At 73.0% G+C, this 24,797-nt stretch carries 23 protein-coding genes; 12 read left to right on the top strand and 11 right to left on the bottom strand.

Annotated elements, in window-relative coordinates; all coding sequences use genetic code 11:
• Window positions 1-49: 49 nt before the first annotated feature.
• From AWQ70_RS18770 to AWQ70_RS18760, 3 genes are all read right to left on the bottom strand, one after another.
• A complete protein-coding gene (locus AWQ70_RS18770) occupies window positions 50-727 on the bottom strand; it encodes an ABC transporter ATP-binding protein (protein WP_067177767.1) in 678 nt (225 codons plus the stop codon).
• Window positions 724-1,932 (bottom strand): FtsX-like permease family protein, encoded by a 1,209-nt coding sequence (locus AWQ70_RS18765; RefSeq protein WP_084517368.1) that lies wholly within the window; start codon window positions 1,930-1,932, stop codon window positions 724-726. Before AWQ70_RS18765 ends, AWQ70_RS18770 begins: the two co-directional genes overlap by 4 nt.
• A 256-nt stretch (window positions 1,933-2,188) precedes the next feature.
• The gene (locus tag AWQ70_RS18760) at window positions 2,189-2,908 is read right to left on the bottom strand and encodes a VIT1/CCC1 transporter family protein (protein WP_067177763.1); all 720 of its coding nucleotides are present in this window, start codon (window positions 2,906-2,908) and stop codon (window positions 2,189-2,191) included.
• 153 nt (window positions 2,909-3,061) lie between these two features.
• On the opposite strand from AWQ70_RS18760, the gene AWQ70_RS18755 reads away from it, so the two are divergent.
• Window positions 3,062-3,718, top strand: coding sequence for a neocarzinostatin apoprotein domain-containing protein (locus tag AWQ70_RS18755; RefSeq protein ID WP_067177761.1), 657 nt, complete (start codon window positions 3,062-3,064; stop codon window positions 3,716-3,718).
• Between the two features lie 124 nt (window positions 3,719-3,842).
• Here the strand turns inward: AWQ70_RS18755 and AWQ70_RS18750 are convergent, their stop codons facing one another.
• The 3 genes from AWQ70_RS18750 to AWQ70_RS18740 are packed head-to-tail and all read right to left on the bottom strand — an operon-like array spanning window position 3,843 to window position 7,266.
• Window positions 3,843-5,381, bottom strand: a complete 1,539-nt coding sequence (locus AWQ70_RS18750; protein ID WP_067177759.1) for an ABC transporter substrate-binding protein — start codon at window positions 5,379-5,381, stop codon at window positions 3,843-3,845.
• A complete protein-coding gene (locus AWQ70_RS18745; protein WP_067177757.1) occupies window positions 5,378-6,298 on the bottom strand; it encodes an ABC transporter permease in 921 nt (306 codons plus the stop codon). Before AWQ70_RS18745 ends, AWQ70_RS18750 begins: the two co-directional genes overlap by 4 nt.
• Window positions 6,295-7,266, bottom strand: a complete 972-nt coding sequence (locus AWQ70_RS18740) for an ABC transporter permease (protein WP_067177755.1) — start codon at window positions 7,264-7,266, stop codon at window positions 6,295-6,297. Before AWQ70_RS18740 ends, AWQ70_RS18745 begins: the two co-directional genes overlap by 4 nt.
• A 268-nt stretch (window positions 7,267-7,534) precedes the next feature.
• On the opposite strand from AWQ70_RS18740, the gene AWQ70_RS18735 reads away from it, so the two are divergent.
• Genes AWQ70_RS18735 through AWQ70_RS18725 form a run of 3 tightly spaced genes read left to right on the top strand, consistent with a single transcriptional unit; the run spans window position 7,535 to window position 9,593 of the window.
• Window positions 7,535-8,191 (top strand): biliverdin-producing heme oxygenase, encoded by a 657-nt coding sequence (locus tag AWQ70_RS18735; protein WP_067177753.1) that lies wholly within the window; start codon window positions 7,535-7,537, stop codon window positions 8,189-8,191.
• Window positions 8,188-9,408 carry an NADH-ubiquinone oxidoreductase-F iron-sulfur binding region domain-containing protein gene (locus AWQ70_RS18730; RefSeq protein ID WP_067177751.1) on the top strand — a complete coding sequence of 407 codons (1,221 nt, stop codon included), beginning with the start codon at window positions 8,188-8,190 and terminating at the stop codon, window positions 9,406-9,408. Before AWQ70_RS18735 ends, AWQ70_RS18730 begins: the two co-directional genes overlap by 4 nt.
• Window positions 9,405-9,593, top strand: a complete 189-nt coding sequence (locus AWQ70_RS18725; protein WP_067177749.1) for a ferredoxin — start codon at window positions 9,405-9,407, stop codon at window positions 9,591-9,593. Before AWQ70_RS18730 ends, AWQ70_RS18725 begins: the two co-directional genes overlap by 4 nt.
• A gap of 70 nt (window positions 9,594-9,663) precedes the next feature.
• Here AWQ70_RS18725 and AWQ70_RS18720 read toward each other — a convergent pair whose 3' ends face one another.
• A complete protein-coding gene (locus AWQ70_RS18720) occupies window positions 9,664-10,329 on the bottom strand; it encodes a biliverdin-producing heme oxygenase (RefSeq protein WP_067177747.1) in 666 nt (221 codons plus the stop codon).
• Window positions 10,330-10,611: 282 nt separating this feature from the next.
• Here AWQ70_RS18720 and AWQ70_RS18715 point away from each other — a divergent pair, with 282 nt between their 5' ends.
• Both AWQ70_RS18715 and AWQ70_RS18710 read left to right on the top strand, forming a co-directional pair.
• Entirely contained in the window at window positions 10,612-11,214 is a 603-nt protein-coding gene (locus tag AWQ70_RS18715) for a TetR/AcrR family transcriptional regulator (RefSeq protein ID WP_067177745.1), read from the top strand.
• Between the two features lie 462 nt (window positions 11,215-11,676).
• A complete protein-coding gene (locus AWQ70_RS18710; RefSeq protein WP_067177742.1) occupies window positions 11,677-12,237 on the top strand; it encodes a sigma-70 family RNA polymerase sigma factor in 561 nt (186 codons plus the stop codon).
• A gap of 111 nt (window positions 12,238-12,348) precedes the next feature.
• Here the strand turns inward: AWQ70_RS18710 and AWQ70_RS18705 are convergent, their stop codons facing one another.
• The 3 genes from AWQ70_RS18705 to AWQ70_RS18695 all read right to left on the bottom strand — a co-directional run bounded on the left by AWQ70_RS18705 (window position 12,349) and on the right by AWQ70_RS18695 (window position 16,907).
• The gene (locus AWQ70_RS18705; protein ID WP_067177740.1) at window positions 12,349-13,527 is read right to left on the bottom strand and encodes a cytochrome P450; all 1,179 of its coding nucleotides are present in this window, start codon (window positions 13,525-13,527) and stop codon (window positions 12,349-12,351) included.
• 301 nt (window positions 13,528-13,828) lie between these two features.
• Entirely contained in the window at window positions 13,829-15,448 is a 1,620-nt protein-coding gene (locus AWQ70_RS18700) for an amidohydrolase (protein WP_067177737.1), read from the bottom strand.
• Window positions 15,449-15,527: 79 nt separating this feature from the next.
• Window positions 15,528-16,907: an APC family permease gene (locus tag AWQ70_RS18695; protein ID WP_067177734.1), complete on the bottom strand. Its 1,380-nt coding sequence runs from the start codon at window positions 16,905-16,907 to the stop codon at window positions 15,528-15,530.
• A gap of 118 nt (window positions 16,908-17,025) precedes the next feature.
• On the opposite strand from AWQ70_RS18695, the gene AWQ70_RS18690 reads away from it, so the two are divergent.
• Both AWQ70_RS18690 and AWQ70_RS18685 read left to right on the top strand, forming a co-directional pair.
• Window positions 17,026-17,628, top strand: coding sequence for a TetR family transcriptional regulator C-terminal domain-containing protein (locus AWQ70_RS18690; protein WP_067177732.1), 603 nt, complete (start codon window positions 17,026-17,028; stop codon window positions 17,626-17,628).
• 85 nt (window positions 17,629-17,713) lie between these two features.
• The gene (locus AWQ70_RS18685) at window positions 17,714-18,868 is read left to right on the top strand and encodes an RtcB family protein (RefSeq protein WP_067177730.1); all 1,155 of its coding nucleotides are present in this window, start codon (window positions 17,714-17,716) and stop codon (window positions 18,866-18,868) included.
• 104 nt (window positions 18,869-18,972) lie between these two features.
• Here AWQ70_RS18685 and AWQ70_RS18680 read toward each other — a convergent pair whose 3' ends face one another.
• Window positions 18,973-19,728, bottom strand: a complete 756-nt coding sequence (locus AWQ70_RS18680) for a creatininase family protein (protein WP_067177728.1) — start codon at window positions 19,726-19,728, stop codon at window positions 18,973-18,975.
• Window positions 19,729-19,989: 261 nt separating this feature from the next.
• Between AWQ70_RS18680 and AWQ70_RS18675 the strand changes: the two genes are divergently transcribed.
• The 4 genes from AWQ70_RS18675 (at window position 19,990) to AWQ70_RS18660 (ending at window position 24,794) form a co-directional block, all read left to right on the top strand.
• Complete coding sequence (locus tag AWQ70_RS18675) at window positions 19,990-21,324, top strand: hypothetical protein (RefSeq protein WP_084517358.1); 1,335 nt, start codon at window positions 19,990-19,992, stop codon at window positions 21,322-21,324.
• Window positions 21,325-21,598: 274 nt separating this feature from the next.
• A complete protein-coding gene (locus AWQ70_RS18670; RefSeq protein ID WP_067177724.1) occupies window positions 21,599-22,903 on the top strand; it encodes an ABC transporter substrate-binding protein in 1,305 nt (434 codons plus the stop codon).
• Window positions 22,900-23,823 carry a carbohydrate ABC transporter permease gene (locus AWQ70_RS18665; protein ID WP_169808702.1) on the top strand — a complete coding sequence of 308 codons (924 nt, stop codon included), beginning with the start codon at window positions 22,900-22,902 and terminating at the stop codon, window positions 23,821-23,823. The genes AWQ70_RS18670 and AWQ70_RS18665 overlap by 4 nt, the downstream gene beginning before the upstream one ends.
• Window positions 23,820-24,794, top strand: coding sequence for a carbohydrate ABC transporter permease (locus tag AWQ70_RS18660; RefSeq protein ID WP_157530167.1), 975 nt, complete (start codon window positions 23,820-23,822; stop codon window positions 24,792-24,794). Before AWQ70_RS18665 ends, AWQ70_RS18660 begins: the two co-directional genes overlap by 4 nt.
• Window positions 24,795-24,797 lie beyond the last annotated feature (3 nt).

The raw sequence follows: 24,797 nt of genomic DNA, 5'->3' as shown, positions 1-24,797 counted from the left end.
AACGGCGCGGCGCTCGGCCGCCGGGTGGGCCGTGTCCCGTGTCCCGGGGTCAGGGACGGTCGCGGGTCAGGCGCCCGTCGCTCATCGTGAGGACGGTGTCCACCATGCCGAGCGTGGCCAGGTCGTGGGTGACCATCACGGTCGCCAGCGAGTTGTCCTTGGTCAGCTTGGCGAGCAGGGAGACGACCTGCTCGCCGCGCCGGTGGTCGAGCGCGCTGGTCGGCTCGTCCACGAGCAGCACCTCGGGCTCGTTCATCAGCGCGCGGGCGATGTTGACCCGCTGCCGCTCGCCGCCGGAGAGCTGGTGCGGACGTTTGTGCTCCTTGTCCGCCAGGTCCACGGCCACGAGCAGCTCGCGGGCGCGTACGGCGGCCTCGCCGACCGGGCGGCCGGAGATGTGCGCCATGACGAGGAGCTGTTCGAGGGCGGTGAGCGAGGCGATCAGGTTGGACTGCTGGAACACGATCCCGATGTGGTCGCGGCGGACCCGCGTCCTGGCGGCCTGGCCGGCCCCGGACACGTCGTGCCCGGCCACCGACACCTGTCCGGAGGCGGGGGTGATGAGCGTGGCGGCGACCGCGAGCAGGCTGGACTTGCCCGATCCGGACGGGCCCACCACGGCGGTGAACTCTCCCGGGGCGACGGTGAGGTCCACGTGGTCGAGCGCGGTCAGGGTCCGGTCGCCGTCGGGGTAGGTGAGGACGACGTCGTCGAGTCGGAGGGTCACCGGGAGGCTCCAAGGGCGGTCAGCGGGTCGACGGAAGTGATCTTGCGGATGGCCAGCGCGGCGCCCGCGGCGCCGAGCAGGATCATCACGGCGACGGGGACGGCGGTGGTCGCGAAGGAGAGGACGAACGGCACGGCGTCCTCGGCGAGCGCGCCCGCGCCCGCTCCGAGCGCGCCGCCGACCCCCGCGCCGAGCAGCAGCACCACGACGGCCTGGGCGAGCGCGTCGCGCAGCAGGTAACCCGTGCTCGCGCCGAGGGCCTTCAGGACGGCGACGTCGCCGCGCCGCTGGATCGTCCACACGGTGAAGAACGCGCCGATGACCAGCGCGGAGATCGCGAACAGGAACCCCCGCATGAGCTGGAGCGAGCCGTTCTCGGAGGAGAAGGAGCCGATGGCGGCGGGCGCGTCGGAGAGCGGCACGGTGACGGTGCCCGACCGGCGGTCGGCGGCGGCGAGGGCGGCGTCGCCCGCGCCGCGCAGGGCGAGCACGGTGGCGACCGTGTCCGCGTCGCCCTGCCGGGCGATCCACTGCCAGTCGCCGATGCTCATCCATGCGACGGGGGTGTGGCTGTAGGAGGCGGCCGGGCCGACGCCCGCGACGGTGAGGTCACGGCCGAAGATCCGCACCTTGGCTCCGGTGGTCAGGCCGCTGTCCTCGGCCAGCGCGGCCGAGAGCACGATCCGGCCGGTGTCCACGGCGCCGGCGGACCCGCCGCCCGCCGCGCGGGCCAGATCGCCGCCGGGTTCGACCCCGAACAGCGCGGCCGCCGTGCTCCTGGAACCGCTCGTGCTCCTGGAACCGCTCGTGCTCTCCGCCTCGCTCGTGCTTGCGGTGTCGCCCGCGCTGGTGGCCGCGCCCGCGCTCTCGGGGCCGCCGGCGGTCGTGGCGGCGTCCGCCGTCTCGGGACCCTCGGTGCCGTCGTCCGCGTCCGGACCGGAGGTGATCCGGCCCATGGTGACGCCGAGCGGCTCGACGGAGGAGATCCCCTTCACCTCCTTCCACTCCCGCCAGGTCCGCTCGCTGATCCGGCTGTCGGAGAAGGAGGGCTTGGCGGCCGCGCCGTCCGGGCCCTCGGCGGCGGAGAAGACGATGTGGTCGCTCGGCAGGCCGCTGACCGCGGAGATGTTCTCCCGGGCGAGACCGGCGGTCAGCCCGGAGAGCATGGTCACCAGCAGCGTGATGAGCAGGACGACCGCCCCCATGAGGGCGAATCGTCCTTTCGCGAAACGTAGGTCCCTGAGCGCCACGAACACAGCGCGTCCCCCGTCGGTCGTCGAGTGGATCGGTCGTGATCCAGCATCCGGCGGCCGCTGTTTCCCGCGCTTCGTCCGGACGGTCCGGCCTCGGCCTTCCTTCGATCCGGGGAGGAATCCACCTTTCGGACGATGGCGCGCCGAGCGTCGCTCGGGCCGGTCGCTCAGGCGGGACGCGGGTCTCGTTGATCAGCGTGCGACGGAATCAGGAGAGACCGGCTCCGACGAGGCTGCCGATGCCGAAGGTGGCCGCGGCGGCGAGGCCGCCCAATGCGAGTTGGCGCAGCGCGCCCCGCCACCAGGGGCGGGCCGTCAGCCGGGCGACGACCGCGCCGGCTCCGAGCAGGCCGAGCATGCTGATCACCCCGGCCACGGCGAGCCCGGTCGCGCCGAGCATGAACGGCAGCACCGGGATCACCGCGCCCAGGGCGAACGCCGTGAACGAGGAGAGCGCGGCGACGTAGGGCGAGGGCAGGTCGTCCGGGTCGACGCCCAGCTCCTCGCGGACGTGCACGCGCCAGGCCAGTTCGGGCCGGGCGGTGAGCTGCCGGGCGACCCGCTCGGCCGTGTCCGTGTCCAGTCCCCGCGTCTCGTACAGCGCGACGAGCTCCGCCAGCTCGCCCTCGGGGTCGCGCTCCAGCTCGGCCTTCTCGATGTCGATCTCCGCCCGCATCAGCTCGGCCTGCGAGGCGACCGAGGTGTACTCGCCCGCGGCCATGGAGCACGCGCCCGCCGCCAGCCCGGCCAGGCCGGTCACGACCACGATCGTGTTCGGGGCGCCGCCGCCCACCACACCGCTGATGAGGGCGAAATTGGAGACCAGCCCGTCCATCGCGCCGAACACGGCCGGCCGCAGCCAGCCTCCGGTCACGTCGCGATGGTGCCGGTGCTTCTCGACGGGGGGCAGGGCCACGTCCACGCTCATATGCATCCTTTCCGCCTGCCGTGACCAGCGAGGACAGGTCGGGAAATCGGGGGGTTCGCACGGTCTTGTTTTACGACACTATGTCGTGAAACAGTGTTCCGCAAGGCATCGGGGGCTCGATCGGGGTCGTTTCGGATCACTCAGGGAGGCACCGTGCCCCGCAACCGCTCACCGCTCATCCGGCTCGGGACGGCGCTCGCCGTCCCCTTCGCGCTCGCGGTTCCCGCCGCGCTCGCCATACTCGCCGTCCCGCCGCCCGGCGCGGCCGCCGCCGTCCCGGACGGGCCGGAGCTGACCGCGAGCCGCAGCGCCGACCTCACGTCCGGCGCCGAGATCACGGTCACCGGATCGGGGTTCACGCCGAAGACCATCCTGTTCGTCGCCCTCTGCGACACCGCGCAACCTCCGGGGAAGGCGTGCGACACGGGGAACTTCGCCCGGGTCACCACCGACGCCGACGGCGGGCTGGAGACCACGATGACGCCGGAGGCCGTCTTCGGCTCCACCGACTGCACCGCGACAACCTGCGCTCTCATGACGAACGACCCCGCCAACCCCCGGGACACCGCCAACTTCGCGCGGCTGGCCGTCACGTTCGCCGCACCCGCCACGCCGGCGCCGGGTTCGGCCCCGCCCGCCACACCCGCGCAGGGCCCGGCGGCGTCCGCCGTCCCCTCCGCCGGGGCGGCCGCGCCGGACGAGGCCGGCGGTCTCTCCGCGGGCCTCGTCGCGGTCATCGCCGTCGTCCTCCTCGTGCTCGGGGTGGCCGCGCTCCTCGCCGTACGACGCCGCGCCAGGCGGCACTCCTGACCCGTCGGCGCCCGGCCCGTTTCTCGGGCCCGTTTCCTCGGCCCGTCTCCCCGGCCCGCGGGCCGGGGAAACGGGGGCGGGCGAGATCCCGGGGCGCCCGCACACGACGCCGGCGGGCGGGCGGTCATCCCCGCTTCCCTCCGCCGGCCGGGCGCAGCCGGGGCGTGCCCAGCCTGCTGATCCGCATCCGCGCGGGATCCAGCGGGCTCACGCCCGCGCGCTGCCCGACGATCATCTTGGGATAGACCGGAGGGAACATCACCGCGTCCTCGGCCAGCGTGGCGTTCACCTCGCGGAGCAGCCGGTCGCGCTCGTCCTGGTCGGCGGTCGTCCACACCCGGTCGAGCGCGGTGTCCACGGCCCGGTTCTCGTACCCGCAGGCCAGGACGCTCCGGGACTGGGCGGGAGAGAGGGCGAGATAGTTCGCGTCACCGCTGGTGAAGCCGCTGGAGAAGCGGTTCATGATCATCTGGTACGCGCCGGAGATCCAGCGCTGCGCCCAGGGGCCGCCCTGGAGGACCTCCAGCTTCACGGAGATGCCCGCCCGCGCCCACCCCTGGGCCAGGATCTGCGCGATGTCCTCCATGACCTGCCCGGCGCTGACCGTCAGGGTGAAGGCGGGGTCCGCGACGCCGCGCAGGAGTTCGCGGGCCCGCGCCGGGTCCGGCCTGGCGGGAAAGACCCGCAGGTCCGGGTCGTATCCCCGTTCGGCCGGGCCGATGGGCCCCTGGCCGAGGGCGGCGGCGCCGCCGAACACCTTGTCGTTCACCCCCTGGCGGTCGGCCGCGTAGGCCACCGCGCGGCGGAAGTCCACGTCGTCGAACGGCGGGTCCCCCGCCTTGACGTAGGTGAGGATGTCGATCGGCGCGTCCACCCGGTGGACGGTCACCTCGGGCCGGTCCGCGAGCAGCGGCAGGGCCGCGACGGGCAGCTCGACGGCGAGGTCGACGGTGCCCGCGCGCAGGCTCACCGCCCGGGTCGAGCCGTCCGGGATGATCTGGAACTCCATCCGCGCGTACGCCGGGGGTGGGCCGTGATATCCCGGGTGGGCCGTCATGCCGTAGCCCAGCCCGGCCGAGACCCGCTCCAGCCGGTACGGCCCGGTGCCCATCATGGTGTCCTTGCGGTCGGCGAAGGCGCGATGCGTGATCGGCAGGTTGGTCAGGTGCGACCGGAGCAGGCCGTACGGGCGCTTGAGCCTGATCTCGACCGTGTACGGGTCGACCGCGCGGGCGCCGGAGTAGTAGCCGAGGAAGTAGACGACCCACTCGCTGCCGCCGGCGAACGCGGCGACGTGGTCGAGCGAGGCCGCCACGTGCTCGGCGGTGAAGGCGTCGCCGTTGTGGAACGTCACGCCGCGCTTGAGCGGTACGGTCCAGGTGAGCCCGTCGGCGGAGACGGCCGGCTCGTCCGCGGCGAGTAGCGGCACCGACCGCAGCCGCTCGTCGTAGTCGTACAGCGTCTCCATCACCGGCTCGGCGATCCAGCGGGTGACCTCGCTGCCGGAGTCGAGCGGGTTGAGGTTGCCGGGGCCGGCGGCGACGCCGATCCTGAGCGTCTCGCCGCCGCCCGCCCGGGAGCCGGTCGAGCAGGCGGCGAGCAGCGGCACGGCCGGAAGCAGCCCGAGGAACCGACGCCGGGACCAGGAAAGGGAAGGGGTCATCGTTTCTCCACGTGGGTCGCGCCGCGTCCGCCGAGAGTGTCGGACAGGGCGTCGCCGATCAGGTTGAAGCCGAGGATCCCGGCGAGCATGACCGCGCCGGGCAGGACGGAGTACCACCAGACGCCCGCGGGCAGATAGCCGGTGCCGCCGCCGGTCAGGTTGCCGAGCGTGGCCTGCGGGAGCTGCACGCCCAGCCCCAGGAAGCCCAGCCCGCCCTCGGCGAAGACGGCCAGCGCCATCGCGAGGAACGCCTGGACGACCACGGCGGGCGCGATGTTCGGCAGCACCTCGCCGAAGAGGATCCGCATCCGGGGCACGCCCACCACCCGCAGCGCGGCCACGTACTCCTGGCCGGTCTCCGCCATGGTTTCGGCGCGCGCCACCCGCGCGAAGTAGGGGACGAACGCCGCTCCGAGCAGCAGCACGACCTTGGCCGTCATGGTGACCGGGATCGGCCCCAGGTGCGCGGTCTCCGTGCCGCTGAGCCCGATGACGAACATCGCCAGCACGAACATCGGCAGCGCCTGGACGATCTCCAGCACCCGCATGATCAGGTCGTCGAGGAACCGGCCGCCGTGATGGCCCGCGAGAACGCCGAGCGGCAGGGCGGCCAGCAGGCCCAGCGCCACGGCGGCCAGGCTCACCGTCAGCGACACCCGGGTGCCCGCCGCCGTACGGGCGAGCAGGTCGCGGCCGAGCTGGTCGGTGCCGAACGGGTGCGCGGCGCTCGGGGCGGCGAGCACGTCCGGCCCGGCGGCGTTCGGATCGCCCGCCAGCAGCGGCCCGAGCACCGCGAGCAGGCAGAACAGCGCCGCGCAGGCGGCGCCGAACCAGGTCAGGCCGTCGCGCGGGAGGAACCGGGCACGGCGGCGGGCACGGCCGGGGGCTCGGTGAGGGGCGGGGAGCGCGGCGCTCATCGGGCCCGCCCCCCGTTCAGCACCGTCTCCCGTACGCGCGGGTCGATCGCGAGCTGGGCGAGGTCCACCAGCAGGTTGGTGAGGAGGTAGAGGACGGCCACGGCCAGGCAGCAGCCCGCGGCGACCGGATAGTCCTGGCGGCGGAAGGAGTCGACCATCAACTGGCCGAGGCCCGGCACGCCGAACACGTTCTCCACCAGGATCGCGCCGCTGACCAGCATGCCGAGCATCAGCCCCATGACGGTCACCAGGGGGATCGCGGCGTTGCGCAGCGCCACCCTGGCCAGCAGCCTGTGGCGCGGCATGCCCATCGCCGCGGCGAACGCGACGTAGTCGCGGTCGAGCACCTCGAGGACCGACCCGCGGAACGTGCGGGCCACGACGGCGAACGCCGGCAGGCCGAGCACGAACGCGGGCAGGACCAGGCCGCGGACGTGCAGGACCGCGTCCTCCGACAGGGGGACGAACCCGCCGGCCGGCAGCACCCCGGTGACGTAGACGCCGAAGACCAGCACGCACACGAGGCCCAGCCAGAAGCTCGGCACCGAGAGCGCGACCACGCTCGTGACGCGTACGAGGCCGTCGAGGGGGGAGCCGTGCCGGAGCGCGGCGAGCGCTCCCGCGACGACGCCGAGCGCCATCCAGACCGCTCCGGCGACCAGGCCCAGCTCCAGGGAGACGGGCAGCCGCTGGGCGAGGAGCTCCACGACCGGCTGGCCGGAGAACACGGACGCCCCGAGGTCCCCGCCGGCGAGCTGCCGCAGGTAGCGGACGTACTGCGCGGGAATGGACGCGTCGAGGCCGAGCCGCGCGGCGACTGCGGCCCTGCCCTCCTCGCTGTAGCTGAATCCGAGCAGGGTGTAGAGCGGGCTGCCCGGCGACAACCGGAGGAGGACGAACACCAGCGAGATCACCGCGAGGACGGTGGCCACCAGTGAGATCAGACGCCGGAGGAGATACGAGACGATGGCGAACCACCTCTCTCAGTGTTCCGCTGTCCGGAATGCTGGATACGTGCCCGGAATGGTAGGCCGCGGTTTCCGCCCCGTGAAGGGTTTTTATGACAGATCGTCATCATCCGAACGATGGATTGCCGTCCGGAGTGTCGCGTGCGTCGGGCCGGTGCTTGCGGGCGTGCGCCGCCGTTCATGACGATGTGTCGTAAAAGTCTTGACCCTCATCGGCGTTGCTGACACTCTGTCGTTAAAAGGCATCCCGACGCAATGGAGTCCTGGCATGACTGCAACCGAGACCTTCGCCGAGCGGCTCAAGAAGGCGACCTGGCGCGACCACGAGGAGGCGGAGCAGACCGCGTTCCTTGAGGCGCTGATGGCCGGGCGCGTCTCCCGGGAGGGGTACGCCGAGATGGTGGCCCAGCACTACTTCGCCTACGTGGCGCTCGAGGAGGCGGGGCGGGCCCTCGCCGGCGACCCGGTGGCCGGTCCGTTCGTGACGCCGGAGCTGGAGCGGGTGCCCGCCTTGGAAGCCGACCTGGAGGAGCTGTACGGGGAGAACTGGCGCGACGAGATCACCCCGTCCAAGCCCACGTTGACCTACGTCGCCCGGATCAACCAGATCGCCGAGTGGCCGGGCGGGTTCATCGCCCACCACTACACCCGCTATCTCGGCGACCTCTCCGGCGGCCAGGTGATCCGCAAGGTCGCCGAGCGCGCGTACCGGTTCGGCGACGCGGCGGGCGCGCGGTTCTACCTCTTTTCCGGCATCCCGGACCTCAAGGCGTTCAAGGCCGCCTACCGCGACCGGCTCGACGCGCTCGCCCCGGACGAGGTCGAGGCCAGGCGGATCGTCTCCGAGACCGTGCTCGCCTACCAGCTCAACACCGAGGTCATCGTCGAGATCGGCAAGCGGCTGCCCGAGTACCTGGTGGCATGAGTTTCCCCTTGCCGGCCCGCCCGCTGCGGGCCGCGCGCCTGCTCGGCCCCGATCCGGAGCGGCCGCCGTCCCCCGGCCCCTCGGCCGCCGAGATCATCGAGATCGCCGCGGCCGCCGGTGTGCGGGGGCGCGGCGGCGCCGGTTTCCCGCTGGCCGTCAAGCTGCGCTCGGTCGCCGCGGCCGCGGAGCCCGTCCGGTACGTGATCGCCAACGGCGAGGAGGGCGAGCCCGCCTCCGCCAAGGACCGCTTCCTGCTGCGCGAGCGTCCCGGCCTCGTCCTGCGCGGCCTGACCCTGGCCGCGCGGGCCGTCGGGGCCGCCCGCGCGTACGTGTACGTCAGCGACGCCCGCGCCGCCCACCGCCTCGACGAGGCCCGCGACGGTGACACCGTCGAGATCGTGCGGGCGCCCGCCGCGTACGTGGCGGGGGAGGAGACGGCGGTCGTGCGCGCGGTCGGCGGCGGACCCGCGCTGCCCGCCGCGAAGCCGCCCCGCCCCTGGCAGGCGGGGCTGCGTGGCGCGCCCACCCTGGTCAGCAACGCTGAGACGCTCGCCCAGCTCGCGCTCGCGGTGCGGCTCGGGCCGGACGCCTACCGGGCGTACGGCACGCCCGAGTCGCCGGGCACCTTCCTGGCGACGCTGTCCGGCGCGGGCACGCCCGCCGCCCTCTACGAGGTCCCGTACGGCGTGCCGCTGCGCGAGCTCGTCACCGCCCACCGGGGGACCGCCGACGGCGTGACGGGCGTGCTCGCCGGCGGCTTCGCGGGCGGGCTGCTGCCTCCCGCGGCCCTCGGCCTGCCGCTCACCCACGCCGCGTTCGCCGAGGCCGGCGGCACACTGGGCTGCGGCGCGTTCGTCCTGCTGGCCGGGGACTGCCCGGTCGGCGCGGCCGCCGACGTCGCGGCCTTCTTCGACCGGGAGAACGCCCGGCAGTGCGGGTCGTGCGTCAAAGGCACGGCCGGTGTGGCCGACGTGCTCGCCCGGCTGGCCGCCGGCGCCGCCACGCCGGGCGACGTGGAGCAGCTCGAACGGTGGGGGGAGGCGCTGGCAGGGCGGGGCGACTGCGCCACGCCCGACGCCGTGTCGGTCCTGGTCGGGTCGCTCTTCCGGCACCACCGCGACACCGTCCGCGCGCACGTCGAGGGGGCGTGCGCGCGGTGTGCCGGCTTCCCTGTCACCGCGGACACGAGGTTCCGCGTCTCTCTGGAGGAACGATGAAGGTCGTGATCGACGCCGCCGCGTGCGACGGCAAGGGTTACTGCAAGCGCTTCGCCCCCGAGGTGTTCGCGCTGGACGAGTGGGGCTACGGCAGGGTCCTGGTGGACGAGGTCACGCCGGAGGCCGAGGCCAACACCCGCGCGGCCGTCGAAGCGTGCCCGCTGCAGGCGATCAGGACGGTGTGACGGGAGCCGCGGGACCGGCATGACGAAGGCCGCCCTCCTTCGGGGGGCGGCCGTTCGGGGTTCCGCGCGGTCAGGAGACGCCGAACTCCTCGCCCAGCTCGACCGTGATCGCCGCGTTGCCGCGGAAGGCGTGGTTGCCCTCCTCCACCAGCGGCTCGATGTCGTGCGCGGCGACGGGCACCGCGTTCATCCGGGCGTGGTAGTCGGAGATGAAGGCGCGGTTGTCCTCGATCTCGGTGAAGTCGTAGAACGCCAGGCCGGCCCCGTCGCTCAGCCCGTACGTCGTGCGGAGCAGCTTGGCCAGCGTCGCCCCGCCGTGCAGATAGCCGGCGTAGCGGATCCACTGATGGGGGACCAGGCCGAGCGGCCATTCCTCGCGGACCCGGCGCAGCCGCGCCACGTACGCGTCGGTGGCCGGGGAGGTGCGCAGGGAGTCCCGCCAGCCGGGGCCGTTGAAGTGCGCGAGGTCGCGTTCGATGGCCTCCGTCCGGTTGAGCTGGGGCAGGTGGAGCGAGCCGACGGCCGGGTCCTCGCGCAGGGCGCCCGTGGTGCGCTCCAGCTCCGAGTACACGGCGTGGAACCGGACCAGCCAGGCGACGTAGGCGTCCTTGGGCAGCCTGCCCTGGAACAGGGCGAGCATGTACGGGGTGTTCTCGGCGGCCCGGTGGGCCTCGGACGTGCCGTGATAGAGCAGCTTGGACAGCGGCTCGCGTTCCTGGGCGGTGTTGGTGTCCACGCCTGGTCCTCCGTTTTATGACGACGTGCCATAAAGATAACGACAAACTGTCGTTAAAACAATGGGCCGCGCACGTGTCGCCGATGGCCCCGCGCGCGCCGGTCCGGCCTCAGCGCGGGGGCGTGACAGCCGGGGCCGCTCACCGACGGTGGAGCGGCGGCGGGAGGAAGGTGCCGAGCCGGCAGTGGGCCGTCACCGGGCCGGCCCGGGAACCTGAGGTCCCCGGCGGGACGGACCGGCCGGATCGCTGACGCCATGCCCCCTGCGTGCGAAAATGCGGACATGCCTAGGATTTCCGCCCCGAACCTTCGCGAGCACCGTGCGCAGACCGTGAACCGGATCATCGACGCGGTGGCCACGCTCTCCAAGGACCGAGGCATCGACGCGATCTCCATGACCGACGTCGCCGCGGAGGCGGGCGTCGCGCGCACCGTCCTCTACAACTACTTCCCGGACAAGGCCGCGCTGCTGCTCGAGTTCAGCCGGCGGGTGACCGACTACTTCGTGGACCGGTTCGACCAGGACCTGCCCGAGGACGCCTCCGCCCACGCGCGGCTGGAGTCCTTCATCCGGCTCCAGTTGAGGGGCCTTCTCGCGCACCCCCACCCGGGTGCCGCCGAGATCACCGCCGCGCTGGGCCCCGACGCGTACCAGGCGCTCGCGGGCCACGTCGCGCCGATGCACAAGATCCTGTGTGAGATCCTCGCCCGGGGCATGGAGTCGGGGGAGTTCCGCCGGCTCGACACGGACGCCGCCGCCCGCAGCATCCTGGCCGTCATCGGCGCGGAGCGCATCCCCCTCGTCGGCGGCGAGGTCGCGCTGGCGGACGCCGAGGAGAGCGTCATCGCGTTCGTCGGCGGAGCCGTGGCCGCGCCCGCGAAGTGACGCCTCCGCCCGCCTCCGGCACCGCACCTGCGGACAGCGGACAGCGGACATGGGGGCAGGGGCTCCGGGCAGGACACCGCCTCTGAAGACGGACCGCTCTGGTGTTCGGTGACTCCGAAGACGGGCCCCTGTGGGACCGACGCGGACGCCCTGGTGGGACGTGGCTCTGAAGACGGATTACTCCGGGCCTGACGTGGCCCTCCGGGGCGGGCACGGCGCGGGCCGATCCTCGTACCGAGGCACCGCACTGCGAGGATGGCGGATGTGTCCCCCGACGAGCCGGCATCGCCCCCGGTACGAGCCCTCCAGTGCGCGAGCGACGCCTCCGTCCCGGATCGGGGGAGCGGCGACCGCCGCCCGAAACGCGCGCGTGATGCCCGTGTCGCGGACCGCGCGGGCGGCAGACCCTCGGAACCCGCGAGCGGCGGCCGAGCCGCCGGCGCGGCACGTGACGGGGCGGCCGTGGACCGGATCTCCGACGACGAGCGGCTGACCGGGCTCGCCCTCGCGGCCCGCGCGGGGGCGCCCGCGGACGTCGAGGCGTTCACCCGCGCCGTCTATCCCGACGTGCTGCGGTTCCTCGTCCACCTGACCGACGCCCAGTCGGCGGAGGACCTCACCCAGGAGACGTTCGTGCGGGTCCTCGGCAGCCTGCCCGGATTCGCCGGACGGGCCTCCGCCCGTACGTGGTTGCGCGCCATCGCCCGCCGGGTCGTCGTCGACCGGATCCGCTCGGCCGCCGCCCGCCCCGTGATCGCCGACGTGCCCGACTGGCGCACGGCCGCGGAACGGTCCCGGTCGAGCGGACTGCCCGCCCCGGAGGACGCGGTGGCGCTGGCCGCGCTCCTCGCCGAGGTGCCGCGCGACCGCCGCGACGCCTTCGTGCTCACGCAGATCATGGGCCTGCCGTACGCCGAGGCGGCGGAGCTGATGGGGTGCCCGGTCGGCACGGTGCGCTCCCGGGTGGCGCGGGCCCGCGGCCAGCTCGCCACGTCGCTGCTCGACGCCGAACGGGCCGCCTGACCGGGGAGCCTGACCGGGGCGAAAGGCCGTCCGGGGCGGCGGGACGCCGGGCCGCACCGGCCCGGCGTCCTCGGTTCCGGATGCGCCGCCGACGCGGCGAACCCGGGACGATCACCACTCCACGGGCAGGGCCTCCAGGCCGTACACGATCGCGATCTTCCTGAACTCCACCTCTTCGGCCGGCACGGCGAGACGCAGCCCGGGGAACCGGCGCAGCAGCGCCGGGTAGGCGATGCGCATCTCCATCCGCGCCAGCGGGGCGCCCACGCAGCGGTGGATGCCGTGCCCGAAGGCGAGGTGCGACGACGCGTCGCGGTCCGGGACGACGGTCTCCGCGTCCGGGCCGAGCTGCGGGTCGCGGTTGGCGGCGGCCAGCGAGCAGAGGACCATCTGGCCCTTCGCGATCGGCTGCCCGGCCAGGACGAGGTCCTCGCGGGCGAAGCGCGGGAAGGCGACCTGCACCACGGTCATGTAGCGCAGCAGCTCCTCCACCACCCGGCCGACCTGCTCCTCGTCGCCGTCCCGTACGAGCGCGAGGTGCTCGGGGTGCTGCAGCAGCCACAGGGTGCCCAGCGCGAGCATGCTCGTGCTGGTGTCGTGGCCGCCGGTCAGCAGCCCGTCGGCGAGGCTGGCCAGCTCCTCGTCGCTGATCTCGTCGCCGTGCTCGCGGAGCAGCATCCCGAGCAGGCCGTCACCGGGGTTCTCCCGCTCGCGCGCCACGAGCTTGCGCAGGTAGGCCATCGAGTCGTTGATCGCCTGCAACGACGCCTCGGGGCCGCCGGAGAAGTCGAACCGGCCGGTGCTCAGGCGCAGGAAGTCGGCCTGCTCCTCGTACGGCACGCCCAGCAGCTCGCACACCACGAGCGAGGGGATGGGCAGGGCGAAGGACTGGACCAGGTCGGCCGGGCTGCCCGCCTGCTCCATCGCGTCCAGCCGCCCGGCCACGATGGCCTCGATCCGCGGCTCCAGCCTGCGCAGCCGCCGTACGGTGAACTCCGGGGTCAGGAAGCGGCGCAGCCGGGTGTGCTCCGGCGGGTCGCGGAAGCCGAGCCCGCCCGGGTCGTCCTGCTGGGAACCGGCGGCGATGACGTTCCCGAAGTCGTTGCTGAACCTGTTGTGGTCGCCGAGTACGGCGCGCACGTCCTCATATCTGGTGACCAGCCACACGGTGGAGCCGTCCGGCATGGGCAGCGGGTGAACCGGATGCTCGGCCCTGATCCGGGCGAGCTCGGGCACCGGGTCCATCCCCTCCCGCATGAACTGCACGAGGGGAAATTCCGTCTCTGACATCTGTTCCTCATAGTTTCGCCCGGTGCCGGTGCGCGGGGGTGCGCGCCGGCGCCGGGGTCCGTCCAAGGGCGGGTGGGCGCCGTGCCGACCGCCGCCGGCGATCGTCCCCGCGGGATGCCGACGCCCTTCGCCTCCGACACCCGGCCGCTCCCTCGCGCGGCCGGTCACAGAAACGCCGGCGATGAGAGCCCCCACAAGACTTGTCGTTCCAGCGGGCCGCGAAGTTCCCGACGGAGTGGATTTCTTCCGGCATCGGGCGATATTTCCTGTTATCGAGCGCCGCCGCCGCCCGTCGCGGGCCTCACGTCGCCTCGTGGACGACACGACCTCCGACGGCGACGAGGCCGGCCGTTACGTCGGGGACGGCCTCCACCGGGATCGCGAAGAGGTCGTGGGACAGCACCGTGAAGTCCGCCAGCTTGCCCGGAGTGATCGAGCCCCGGTCGTGCTCGCAGAAGTTCGCGTACGCGGAGCCCAACGTGTACGCGCGGATCGCGGTCGCGAGGTCCAGGGTCTCCTCCGGCATCCAGGCGGGCCCGCCCGCCAGCCCGCGCCGGGTGACGGCCGTGTAGATGCCCACCATCGGGTCCATCTCGGCCACGTTCCAGTCACTGGAGAACGCGAGGACCGCGCCCGCCTCGTGCAGCGACCGCATCGGCCACGCCTTCGGCCACCGGTGCGGACCCACCGCCTCCGCCCAGTCGTGCCCGGGGCCGGCGATGTCCGGGGAGCAGTGCCGCGGCTGCATGCACGCGACCACGCCCAGCTCGGCGAAGCGCCGCACGTCGGCCGGGTCGAGGCACTCGACGTGCACCACCTGGTGGCGGGCGTCGCGCGGGCCGTTGACCCGCCGCGCGTGCTCCACCGCGTCCAGCACGGTGCGGATGCCCCGGTCGCCGGTCGCGTGGACGAAGGCCTGGAAACCGGCCGCGTCCAGCCCGGCCAGCAGGTCGGCGAACTCCTCCGGCGGATAGAACGTGTCGCCCCGGTGGTCGCCGTGCCCGCAGTACGGCTCGAGGAGCGCGGCGGTGCGCGGCTCCACGACGTCGTCGATGTAGAGCTTGAGGGGCCCCGCCCGCAACCACTCGTCGTCGTACCGCGCGGCGGCCCGCGTGAACTCGGCGAGGTCGGCGACGCCCGTCCCCCTCGGGTGGAACAGCGCGGCGATCAGCCGGGACCGCAGCCGCCCCTCGGCCCTGGCCCGCGCGAACAGCTCCAGGTCGTCCACCGAGTTCTGCGGCTCGACGATCGTCGTGATGCCGTACGCGGTGGCCATGTCGAGGCTGCCGAGCAGCCGGGCGTACTGCCGCTCCGGGCTCGCCCACGGCACGCCGAGCGCGGCGAGCGCCCGATGGCCGTCCCGGGACAATCCCCGTACGGCGAACTCGGTGACGAAGCCGGTGGGGGTCCCCCGTCCGTCCACCCGCGCCACGCCGAACGGCAGCTCGGTGTGGTCGCGGTCGACGCCGAGGCGGCGCAGGGCGGCCGTGTTCGCCCACATGGTGTGCACGTCGTAGCTGAAGACGATCGCGGGCACGTCACCGGTGAGGGCGTCGAGGTCCTCGGCCCGGGGTGTGCCCGGGAGCGCCGAATAGTCGAAGCCCTCGCACTCGATCCACGCCGCGTCCGGGTGCGCGGCCCGCCAGGCGGCGATCCTGCGGCCGATCTCGGCCGTGTCGGCGGCCCCGGCGAGCTGTACGCAGGCGTCGTCGGAGCCGAGCCGCACATGGTTGTGCGCGTCCACGAACCCGGGCAGCACGAGGCGGCCCCCGGCGTCGATCGTCTCGGCCGCGTCGGGGGCGTCGGCGTCGGCGCCCACCCACACGATGCGTCCGTCGCGGACGGCCATCGCCTCCGCTTCCGGGAGTGCGTCGTCCACGGTGTGGATCCGGGCGTTCCGCACGGTCAGGTCGGCGGTCATCGTAATCCGTCCTCCTCGACGGGGTCTCACAATCGGTCACTCCTCGCCGGGGACCGCCCGGCGGGCGGTCCCCGGCCGGTCAGTCCTCTGGGGCGGTGACCACCCAGTGGGTCGCGCGGCGCGGCCGCAGGTAGAAGACGTAGTACGCGGTGAACACGACGACCACGCCGCCCGCGACCAGCAGGTCACGCGCGCTCTGCTCGAACAGCGCGTAGCCGAGGGCGGCGATCACGACGAGCGGCGGCAGCGGCCACAGCGGCATCCGCCACGCCCGCTCCCCGCGGTGCGCCGCCGTACGGGAGCGGAGGGCGGCCGCGGCGAGCAGCAGCGAGACGACCGTCACGATCACCGAGGTGAGGCCGAGCAACTGCTCGATGTCGAGCAGCGCCGCCATCGCGACGCCGGGCAGGCCGATGACGAGCGTCGCGATGTACGGGGAGCCCCAGCGCGGGTGGATCCGGGTCAGCAGCGCGGAGACGGGAGCCGGCCAGGCGCGGTCGCGGGCCGAGGCGAACACGACCCGGCCGTTCTGCAGCACCATCACCAGGACGGCGTTGAGGATCGCGATCGCGATGCCCAGGTTGACGGCGGTGGCGACGCCGTCGCCGCCCCACGCCCGCACGTGGTCGGAGAAGGAGCCGTTGACCAGGTCGTCGAGCGAGCCGACGCCGAGCACGGTCGCGGCGACCGGCACGACGATGACGACGGCGGCCAGGCCGAGCGACCAGAACACGGTGCGGGCGATGTTGCGGCGCGGGTCCTTGATCTCCTCCGAGAGGTAGGTGGCCGTGCCGAAGCCGTTGACGACGAACATCGCCACGGTGAGCCCGGCCATCAGAGCGGTGATCCCGAACGGCGACACCCCGCCGTTCCCGTCGGGCAGCACCGGCGACACGAGGACGTCCGCGCCGCGCTGGGTGTGCGCGAGGCCGAGCACGGCGACCACACCCGCCGCGACGACCTCGACGGCCAGGAAGATGCCGGTGACCAGGGCGTTCGACCGGACGTCGAGCATCGCGAAGGCCGTGGCGGCCAGCATCACGACCGCGCCGGCCGCCGCCCGGTCCACGGAGAACAGGTCGCCCAGGTAGTCGGCGGTGCCCAGCGCGATGATCGGCGGGATCACGACCAGCAGCGAGATGGACAGGCCGAAGGTGAGCCAGCCGCAGAAGCGGCCGAGCATCGCCGTCACCATGGCGTACTCGCCGCCCGAGCTGGGCTTGAGCGTGCCCAGCTCGGCGTAGCAGCAGCCGACGGCGGCGGACACGGCCACCCCGGCGAGCAGGGTGAGCACCGCGCCGCTGCCCTGCCCGGCGAGCACCTCCGGAACGATGATGAAGAGCGAGGACGCGGGCGTGATGCACGACAGGGTGAGCAGCACCGCGCCGAAGACGCCGAGAACTCGGGACAGGGACGGTGCCGGGGGAGCGGCCGCGGACGCCGTTTGCGGCTGGGTCATCGTGGCTCCTCGAAACGGTCTTTGAACGCCGTTCAAAGCGATTGAATGGCATTCAAAATGCACTGCCGTACAGTGGTCCGTCAAGGACCCGTCAACGAGCGTTATCGCAAGGTGAGAAATGGCACGGGAGCGTCGCCGGCTGGACCGCCCGAGGGAACAGATGCTGGAGGCGGCGATGGCCGCCATCACGGAGCACGGCCTGGCCGAGCTCACGATGGCGGGGCTGGCCCGGCGCCTCGGCACCAGCGGGGGCCACATCCTGTACTACTTCGGCAGCAAGGACCAGGTGCTCGTGGAGACCCTGCGCTGGAGCGAGGAACGGCTCGCGCCCCGGAGGGCCGAGCTCGTCGCCGGGAGCGCACCGGCGGGGGAGCGCCTCGCCGGGTACGTCGACCTCTACCTCCCGACGGGAGCGGCCGATCCGCGCTGGCTGCTCTGGGTCGACGTGTGGAGCCGCACCATCGCCGTCCCCGAGCTGCGCGAGGCCCAGGCCGAGCTGGACCGGGGCTGGCACGAGGACCTGGTACGTCTCGTGGACGACGGCGTGCGCGCGGGCGAGTTCGCGCCCACCGACGCCGAGGCGTTCTCGGTCCGGCTGCGCGCGATGCTCGACGGCTTCAGCACCCAGATCGTCATCGGCGTGCCCGGCGTGGACCGCGACGTCCTGGCCGACCACGCCAAGGACCACGCCCGCCGGACGCTCGCCCCGGCCCTCCTCTGAGCGTCGAAGCCCGGTCACCGATCAAATGAGTCGAATCTCCTTTCGTGCCCGTGCAGACTTGGCGGCGACGTAAAGGAGAGCAACCATGCCGAACCGGGTCGCCCCGAACCTGCTCTCGTGGGCCACCGACATCGAACCGGGCACGATCGAGCAGGCCGCTCGCGCCGCCCGGCTCCCGTTCGTCCCCGGCCACGTCGCGCTGATGCCGGACGCGCACGTCGGCCTCGGCGCCACGGTCGGCTCCGTCATCCCGACCCAGGGGGCGATCATCCCCTCCGCCGTCGGCGTCGACATCGGCTGCGGCATGGTCGCGACCGAGACCACGCTGACCGCCTCCGACCTGCCCGACAGCCTGGACGCGCTGATGCCGCTCGTCGAGCGCCGCATCCCGGCGGGCGTCGGCAAGGGCCACGACGACCCGGCGATCGACGACGCGCTCGACGGGATCGGCCACCCGCACACCGAGCTCACGACCAAGCAGCGGAGCACCACGGCCCGCCAGTTCGGCACCCTCGGCTCGGGCAACCACTTCGTGGAGGTGTGCCTCGACGAGCGCGACCGCGTCTGGACGGTGCTGCACTCCGGCTCGCGCGGGATCGGCAACCAGCTCGCGACCCGGCACATCGCCGAGGCCAAGAAGCTGATGGCGCGCTACTTCATCACGCTGGAGGACCCGGACCTGGCCTACCTCGTCCAGGGCACTCCGGAGTTCACCGCCTACATCCGCGACATGCTCTGGGCCCAGCGGTACGCCATGGCCTCGCGCGGCCGGATGGACGCGGTGCTCTCCGACGCGCTGTTCTCCGTCGCCGGCAAGGGCGAGCGCGTGCGGACGATCAACTGTCACCACAATTTCACGGAGCAGGAGCGTCACCGCGACAAGGACATGTGGATCACCCGGAAGGGCGCCATCAAGGCGGACGCCGGCGACCACGGCGTGATCCCCGGTTCGATGGGCACCCGCTCGTACATCGTGCGCGGGCTCGGCAACCCGTCGTCGTACAACTCCTGCTCGCACGGCGCGGGCCGCCGCATGTCCCGGGCCGAGGCGCGGCGCCGGCTCTCGGCGGAGTCGCTCGCCGAGGCGATGGCGGGACGCACCTGGAACGCGGACCGGGCGACGGCGCTGATCGATGAGCACCCCGAGGCGTACAAGTCGATCGACCAGGTCATGGAGGACCAGCGCGACCTCGTCGAGGTCGAGCACACCCTGCGGCAGGTCTTCAACTACAAGGGATAGCGCCGCCGGGGGATGCCGTGTCCGGTTCCCCCGGCCGCGTCGTCGACGGGTGACTCCCGGCGCGCGGCACGCCGGCTCGGCGCCGCCGGGCCACGGCGGCGGTGTCAGCGCGCCCGCGCGCCGAAGCGGGTGAGGAAGCCGGTGAACGCCTCGACGACGTGGTCGAGCATCCTGCGCCCGGCCTCCACCGTGGCGGGGGCGACGGGGTCGGTGGCGCCGTTGATCGCGGCGATCCAGCCGTGCTCGGCGACGAAGCCGCCCTCGATCTCCAGCGGCGTACGCGTTCCGGGGGGCGGGTCGTCGGGGGAGGCGGGGGCGGGCGGCGTCCCGAGGGCGAGGAGGAGGGCGGCCTCGAACGCGCCGGCGTGGCCGGGGACGTGGTGGATGCCCGCCTCCCGGGCCAGCTCGACCAGCCGCTCGCCGCCGAGCGTCCAGTACGACGCGGCCGCGACGGTGATCTCGTGGTCGAGCACGGCGTCCCGGGCGGCCTGGCGGATGATGTCGTCGTTCCCGCCGTGCCCGTTGAAGACGACGACCCTGCGGAACCCGGTGCGCGCCGCGCAGGCGACCAGGTCGCCGAGCACCGCGAGCAGGGTGCCGCTGCTCAGCGAGAGCGTCCCGGGGAAGGGCAGGTGGTGGTGGGAGGAGCCGTAGGCGAGCACGGGCGCGACCAGCGCCGGCGGCGCGGTCACGCCCGCGGCGGCCCGTAGCGCCACCCGCTCGCTCACGACGGCGTCGGTGCCGACCGGCAGCCGGGCTCCGTGCTGCTCGGTCGCGCCGACGGGGATGACCAGGGTCGCCTCGGCGGCCAGCCGGCCCAGCTCCGCGCTGGTGAGTTCGCCCAGGACGTGGGATCGCATTCTCGCTCCTGTGTGCGTGCGTGGCCGGACGCGGGGCCGAGGATCGCGGCCGGGGGACGGCCGGATGGGCGCGCCCCGCGTTCTCCCGGCCATATTACGAGCTATTTACGAGCACGCAAGGGGCGGGATGTCGTCACGGATCGTGGCAGGCCGTGGCGCCGAGCGGGACGGGGGCCGGGCGAAGTGCCGCGACCGGTCCCGCTTACGAACTATTTTGTTCACGTGCCCGAAACGCAGCCCATGAGCAGGGATCCCCGGCCGTTGACGAGAACGCGCCTCGGGATCGTCGTCCCCGTCGCCAGCGAGAGCGTGTTCGAGGCGGCGCTGGCCCGCCTGGAGGGCGTCGAGGCCCGGTGGGTGCGCTACGAGGACGAGGGCGGGATCGAGCCGTCGGTCCGCGAGGCGCTCCAGGACGTGGACGCCGTGTTCTTCGCCGGGCCGATGCCGCTCGACCGGTGCCGCGACATGCTGCCCGAGGGAGTGCCCGTGGCGGTCGCCCGCCAGGGGCCCATCGACCTGGCGCTCGCCCTGCTCAGGGCGCGCGAGCAGGGCCTCGCGCTGGCGCCGGCGAGCGTCGACACGTTCGACGAGCCGGTCGTCGAGGAGCTCGCCCGAGAGCTGGGCCTCCCGGTCAGGGCGATGCGCGCGCTGCCGTACGCGCCGGGGCAGGACGTCGAGGAGATCGTCGCGTTCCACCTGGAGATGCGGCGGCGGCACCGGACCCACTACGCCGTGACCGGGCGCAGCCGGGTCTACACGCGGCTGCTGGAGAGCATGGACGTGCCGGTCCTGCGGTCGGTGCCGGTGGTCGCCTCGATCCGGTCGGCGATGAACGAGGTGGTGCTGCGGGCGGTCTCGGCCCGGCACTCCAACCTGCGCTTCGCCGCCGCCGTCTACCGCCTGCTGGAGGACTCCGGCCTGTACGAGGCGGGCGTCGAGCGGGTGAACACGCTGCGCATGTTCTTCGACGCCCCTGAGTTCGCCGAGGCGTGGGTCGAGGGCAGGGGCGACCAGTCCGTGCTGGTGTTCGCGCACAAGGGGCTCCTGGAGGAGATCACCGCGTCGTGGACGACCGTGCCGCTGATCGAGGAGGTCCGGGCCCGGCTCGGGGTGCGGATGGCGGCCGGCTTCGGGGTGGGGGAGTCCGCCAGGGACTCGGTGCGGCACGCGGAGATGGCGGTGCGGCGGGCCATGGCCGAGGGCGGCGACACCGGCTACCTGATGAGCGAGGACGGCCTGATCATCGGCCCGATGGGGGCGGCGGCCACGCCGCTGCGCTACGCGTTCAAGGCCGACGACCGCACCGACGACGGCGGCCTGCGCGAACTGGCCGGGCGGACCGGCCTCGGGGTCTCGACGTTGTCGCGGCTCGGCGACCTGGAGCGGCGGCTGGACGGCGCCGCGGCGAGCGCGGAGGAGATCGGGCAGGCGCTGCGGGTGTCGGTGCCGAGCGGGCGCCGGATCATCCGCGTCCTGCGCGAGCACGGCCTCGCCCTGCCGGCCGGGATGTCGCAGCCCAGCAAGCGCGGCCGGCCCAAGAGCCTCTACCGGCTGGCCATCAACACCCACCTGAGGGGCTCGGGCCACACCGCCTGACCGCGCGCCGCCGGCCCGGCGACATCCCACCGGCCCGGGAGCGTTCGACCGCTGCGGTGGGGCTCGCCGGGCGGTCTCGTGTCGCTCGCGCGTTCATCGGCGCGCCTTCCGGCGCCCCCCGGGAAACCGCGCCGGAAGCCCCGGGCGGCCCCGCGGTGAGGTCTTGACGGACCCCTCGGGCGTCTGCACACTTGTGGCCATTAAACGAACCATTTCCGAACATGGCCGTAATTCATCGCGGCTTCCGGGGGCAGCACGGAGAAGGGAGCAGAGCGTGGGGCCGATCAAGCGCCGGCGCCTCCTCACAGGAGGCGCCCTCGTACTCGTCACCGCCGTGGTCAGCGCGTGCGGCGTCTTCGGCGGCACGACCGGCGAGCCCGCGTCCTCCGGTTCCGGCCCGGTCTCGCTGGAGTTCTGGACGATCAACCTCAAAGAGGGCTACACGCCCTACATCGAGGGGGCGATCCGCCGCTACGAGCAGGAGCACGCCGGCACCACGATCACATGGGTGGACATCCCGGACTTCGAGCAGACCCAGAGCAAGCTGCTCGCCGCGATCAGCGGCGGCGCGACGCCCGACGTCGTCAACATGACGCCGTTCATCCTGCCGAAGTTCGCCGCGACCGGCACGGTCTACTCCCTCGACGAGCTGGCCCCCGACGTCCCGTCCATCGCCGCCGAGTACGCCCCGGGGCTGTGGGACGCGGGCGTCATCGGCGGCAAGGCGTACGCGATCCCGTTCTACGGCAGCGTCTCGGCGCTCATCTACAACGCCGACCTCTTCCGCGAGGCCGGGCTCGACCCGGACAAGCCGCCCGCCGACTGGGACGAGGTCTTCGCCGCGGCCGAGAAGATCCACGAAAAGACCGGGGCGTCGGGGTTCGTGCAGACCCTCGACGACTTCGACGACGCGGGCAACCCGTCCGACATCCTGGCCGGCCAGGCCGGCGTCCCGCTGCTGTCCGACGACGGGAAGAAGGCCGCCTTCGCCACCCCCGACGCGGTACGCCACCTGGAGCGGTACGCCGAAGGGGTCAAGAAGGGCTGGATCGACCGCACGTCCGTCAACGGCGGCGTCATGGACGGCGCCAAGGTCCTCGCCCAGGGCAAGACCGGCATGGTCTTCCTCGGCCCGTGGATCCTGCGCTGGCTCCAGGACAACACGGACGCCGAGACCTTCAAGAAGTTCAAGGTCGCCGTGCACCCGAAGGGCGCGGGCGGCGCCGCCAACGGCTTCCTCCAGCAGTTCGCCGTCCCCAAGGCGAGCAAGCACCCCAAGGAGGCCCTCGACTTCGCCCGCTATTTCAGCTCGACCGTCCTCGAGCTGGCGAAGCAGGCCCCGGTGCTGCCCGGGCTCGCCTCCGTCGCCGACGACCCCTACTTCCAGTCGTCCCCCGAGATCAAGGTGCTCGTCGACCAGGACGTGAAGTTCTACTGGCCGAAGCACCCCGCCGTGGCCGAGCTGTTCGCCGCGCTGCGCACCCAGTTCCAGGCGGCGCTGCTCGGCGACAAGACGGCCGAGGCGGCGCTCAAGGACGCCGCGGGTGAGTGGGACCGGATCCTCCCGGTGGGCCAGTGAGCGGAACGGCACTCCGGACCCGCCCCGGCCGCGCGGCGCGGCCGCCCCGGGCGTGGCGCGCGGTCAGGGACTCACGCTGGGGATGGCTCCTCGCCGTCCCCGCCGTGGGGCTGATCGGCGGGTTCGTCCTCTACCCCGCCCTGAACACCCTGCTCTTCAGCTTCACCGACTTCAACGGCCTGACCCCCGCCTCCTTCGTGGGGACGCGTCAGTACGAGGCGCTCGCGACCGACGCCGTCTTCCACCGGACCCTGCTGAACTCCGCGCTCATCACGGTGACGGTGACCGTCCTGCTGGTCTGCCTGCCGCTGCCGGTGGCGTACTGGATCCACCGGGGCATCCCGTTCCGGCGCTTCTTCCGGACCGTGCTCTACCTGCCGGTGGTCGTGCCGATCATCGTCTCGTCGGTGGCCTGGAAGTGGATGCTGGACGACAACGGGCTGGTCAACCACGTCCTGGTGTCGCTCGGCATCACACGCGAGCCGGTCTCGTGGCTCTCCGACCCCGGCTGGGCGATCTGGTCGGTGGCCGGGGTCATCGTCTGGCGGGCCTTCGGCATCTACCTGCTGATCTATCTGGCCGGGCTGGCGACGCTGCCGGGCGAGCACTTCGAGGCCGCCGCCATCGACGGGGCCGGGCACGTGCGGACCTTCGCGAACATCGTCGTGCCGCAACTGCGCGGCTCGATCGTGCTCAGCTCCGTCATCGCCTTCGTCGCGGCCATGCGCACCTTCGACGAGATCTACGTCCTGACGGGAGGCGGCCCGGTGAACGCCAGCAAGAACACCGCCTACTACATCTGGGAGTCGGCCTTCTCGTTCTTCAAGTTCGGGTACGGCAGCGCGATGGCCGTGGTACTGCTCGCGCTCGTCCTCGGCCTGGTCCTGCTCGGCCTGCGGCTCGCCAGGGTGGCGCGATGAGCACGACGGGCTTGCCGGGCGCGATGAGCACGACGGGCGTTCCGGATACGGCGGGCGCGACGAGCGGGGCGGGCGGCGGCGTCCCGGCGGCGGCGAGGCGGCGGAGGCCGGCGCGCAGGCCGGGCCGTGCCGGGGCCGGGAGGGCCTTCGGCCCGGTCTCCCGCACGGTGGTCGTCGCCGTACTCGCGGTCGCGTCGGTGGTCGCGGTCGGACCGCTCCTGTGGCTGGTCTCCACGTCGTTCAAGAGCCGCGGCGACGTCTTCTCCGTGCCGCCCGAGCTGATCCCGACCCAGCCCACCCTCGACAACTACGCGTACGTGTGGGGGCAGGCCGACGTCCAGCGGTACTTCGCCAACAGCCTCATCGTGTCCGTCGGCACGGTGCTGCTCAACGTCGCGGCGGCGGCCCTGCTCGGGTTCGCCCTGGGCAGGTTCCGCTTCAGGGGCCGGCGCCTGCTTTTCCTGCTGGGGCTCAGCACGATGGTGATCCCGTTCCCCGCGATCATGCTGCCGCTGTTCATCGCGACCAAGGAGATGGGCCTCACCGACAACCTCCTCGGGATCATCATCCCGACCGCCGCGATGAACCTGTGGCTGTCGGTGTACATCCTGCGCGAGGCGTTCGGCGGGCTGCCCGACGAGCTGGAGGAGGCCGCCGTCATCGACGGCTGCTCGCCGGCCCGGCTGCTCTTCCGCGTGATGCTGCCCCTGGTCAAGGCGCCGCTCGCCACGTCGGCGATCCTCGTCTTCACGCTGACGTGGAGCGACTTCCTGTGGCCGCTGGTCATCATGCGCGACCACGGCCGGTTCACCATCTCGGTCGGGCTGCAGTACTTCATGTCCACGCTGACGTCCAACTGGCACCACATCGCCGCCATCGCGGTGATCGCCTCCCTGCCCGTCGTGGTGATCTTCCTCGTGTTGCAGCGCTTCTTCTTCAGCGACGTCCTCGCCGGTTCGACCAAGGGATGAGTG

Source organism: Microtetraspora niveoalba (assembly GCF_001570405.1).
Taxonomy (GTDB): domain Bacteria; phylum Actinomycetota; class Actinomycetes; order Streptosporangiales; family Streptosporangiaceae; genus Microtetraspora; species Microtetraspora niveoalba.
The sequence above is the reverse complement of the archived record's forward strand: the minus strand, read 5'-3'. Positions and strand labels throughout refer to the sequence as shown.

Excerpts from the sequence above, each read along its gene's own strand:
- AWQ70_RS18765 (WP_084517368.1), bottom strand. The coding sequence starts at position 1,932 with ATGGGGGCGGTCGTCCTGCTCATCACGCTGCTGGTGACCATGCTCTCC.
- AWQ70_RS18760 (WP_067177763.1), bottom strand. The coding sequence starts at position 2,908 with ATGAGCGTGGACGTGGCCCTGCCCCCCGTCGAGAAGCACCGGCACCAT.
- AWQ70_RS18750 (WP_067177759.1), bottom strand. The coding sequence starts at position 5,381 with ATGACCCCTTCCCTTTCCTGGTCCCGGCGTCGGTTCCTCGGGCTGCTT.
- AWQ70_RS18745 (WP_067177757.1), bottom strand. The coding sequence starts at position 6,298 with ATGAGCGCCGCGCTCCCCGCCCCTCACCGAGCCCCCGGCCGTGCCCGC.
- AWQ70_RS18735 (WP_067177753.1), top strand. The coding sequence starts at position 7,535 with ATGACTGCAACCGAGACCTTCGCCGAGCGGCTCAAGAAGGCGACCTGG.
- AWQ70_RS18730 (WP_067177751.1), top strand. The coding sequence starts at position 8,188 with ATGAGTTTCCCCTTGCCGGCCCGCCCGCTGCGGGCCGCGCGCCTGCTC.
- AWQ70_RS18725 (WP_067177749.1), top strand. The coding sequence starts at position 9,405 with ATGAAGGTCGTGATCGACGCCGCCGCGTGCGACGGCAAGGGTTACTGC.
- AWQ70_RS18715 (WP_067177745.1), top strand. The coding sequence starts at position 10,612 with ATGCCTAGGATTTCCGCCCCGAACCTTCGCGAGCACCGTGCGCAGACC.
- AWQ70_RS18705 (WP_067177740.1), bottom strand. The coding sequence starts at position 13,527 with ATGTCAGAGACGGAATTTCCCCTCGTGCAGTTCATGCGGGAGGGGATG.
- AWQ70_RS18700 (WP_067177737.1), bottom strand. The coding sequence starts at position 15,448 with ATGACCGCCGACCTGACCGTGCGGAACGCCCGGATCCACACCGTGGAC.
- AWQ70_RS18695 (WP_067177734.1), bottom strand. The coding sequence starts at position 16,907 with ATGACCCAGCCGCAAACGGCGTCCGCGGCCGCTCCCCCGGCACCGTCC.
- AWQ70_RS18690 (WP_067177732.1), top strand. The coding sequence starts at position 17,026 with ATGGCACGGGAGCGTCGCCGGCTGGACCGCCCGAGGGAACAGATGCTG.
- AWQ70_RS18685 (WP_067177730.1), top strand. The coding sequence starts at position 17,714 with ATGCCGAACCGGGTCGCCCCGAACCTGCTCTCGTGGGCCACCGACATC.
- AWQ70_RS18680 (WP_067177728.1), bottom strand. The coding sequence starts at position 19,728 with ATGCGATCCCACGTCCTGGGCGAACTCACCAGCGCGGAGCTGGGCCGG.
- AWQ70_RS18660 (WP_157530167.1), top strand. The coding sequence starts at position 23,820 with ATGAGCACGACGGGCTTGCCGGGCGCGATGAGCACGACGGGCGTTCCG.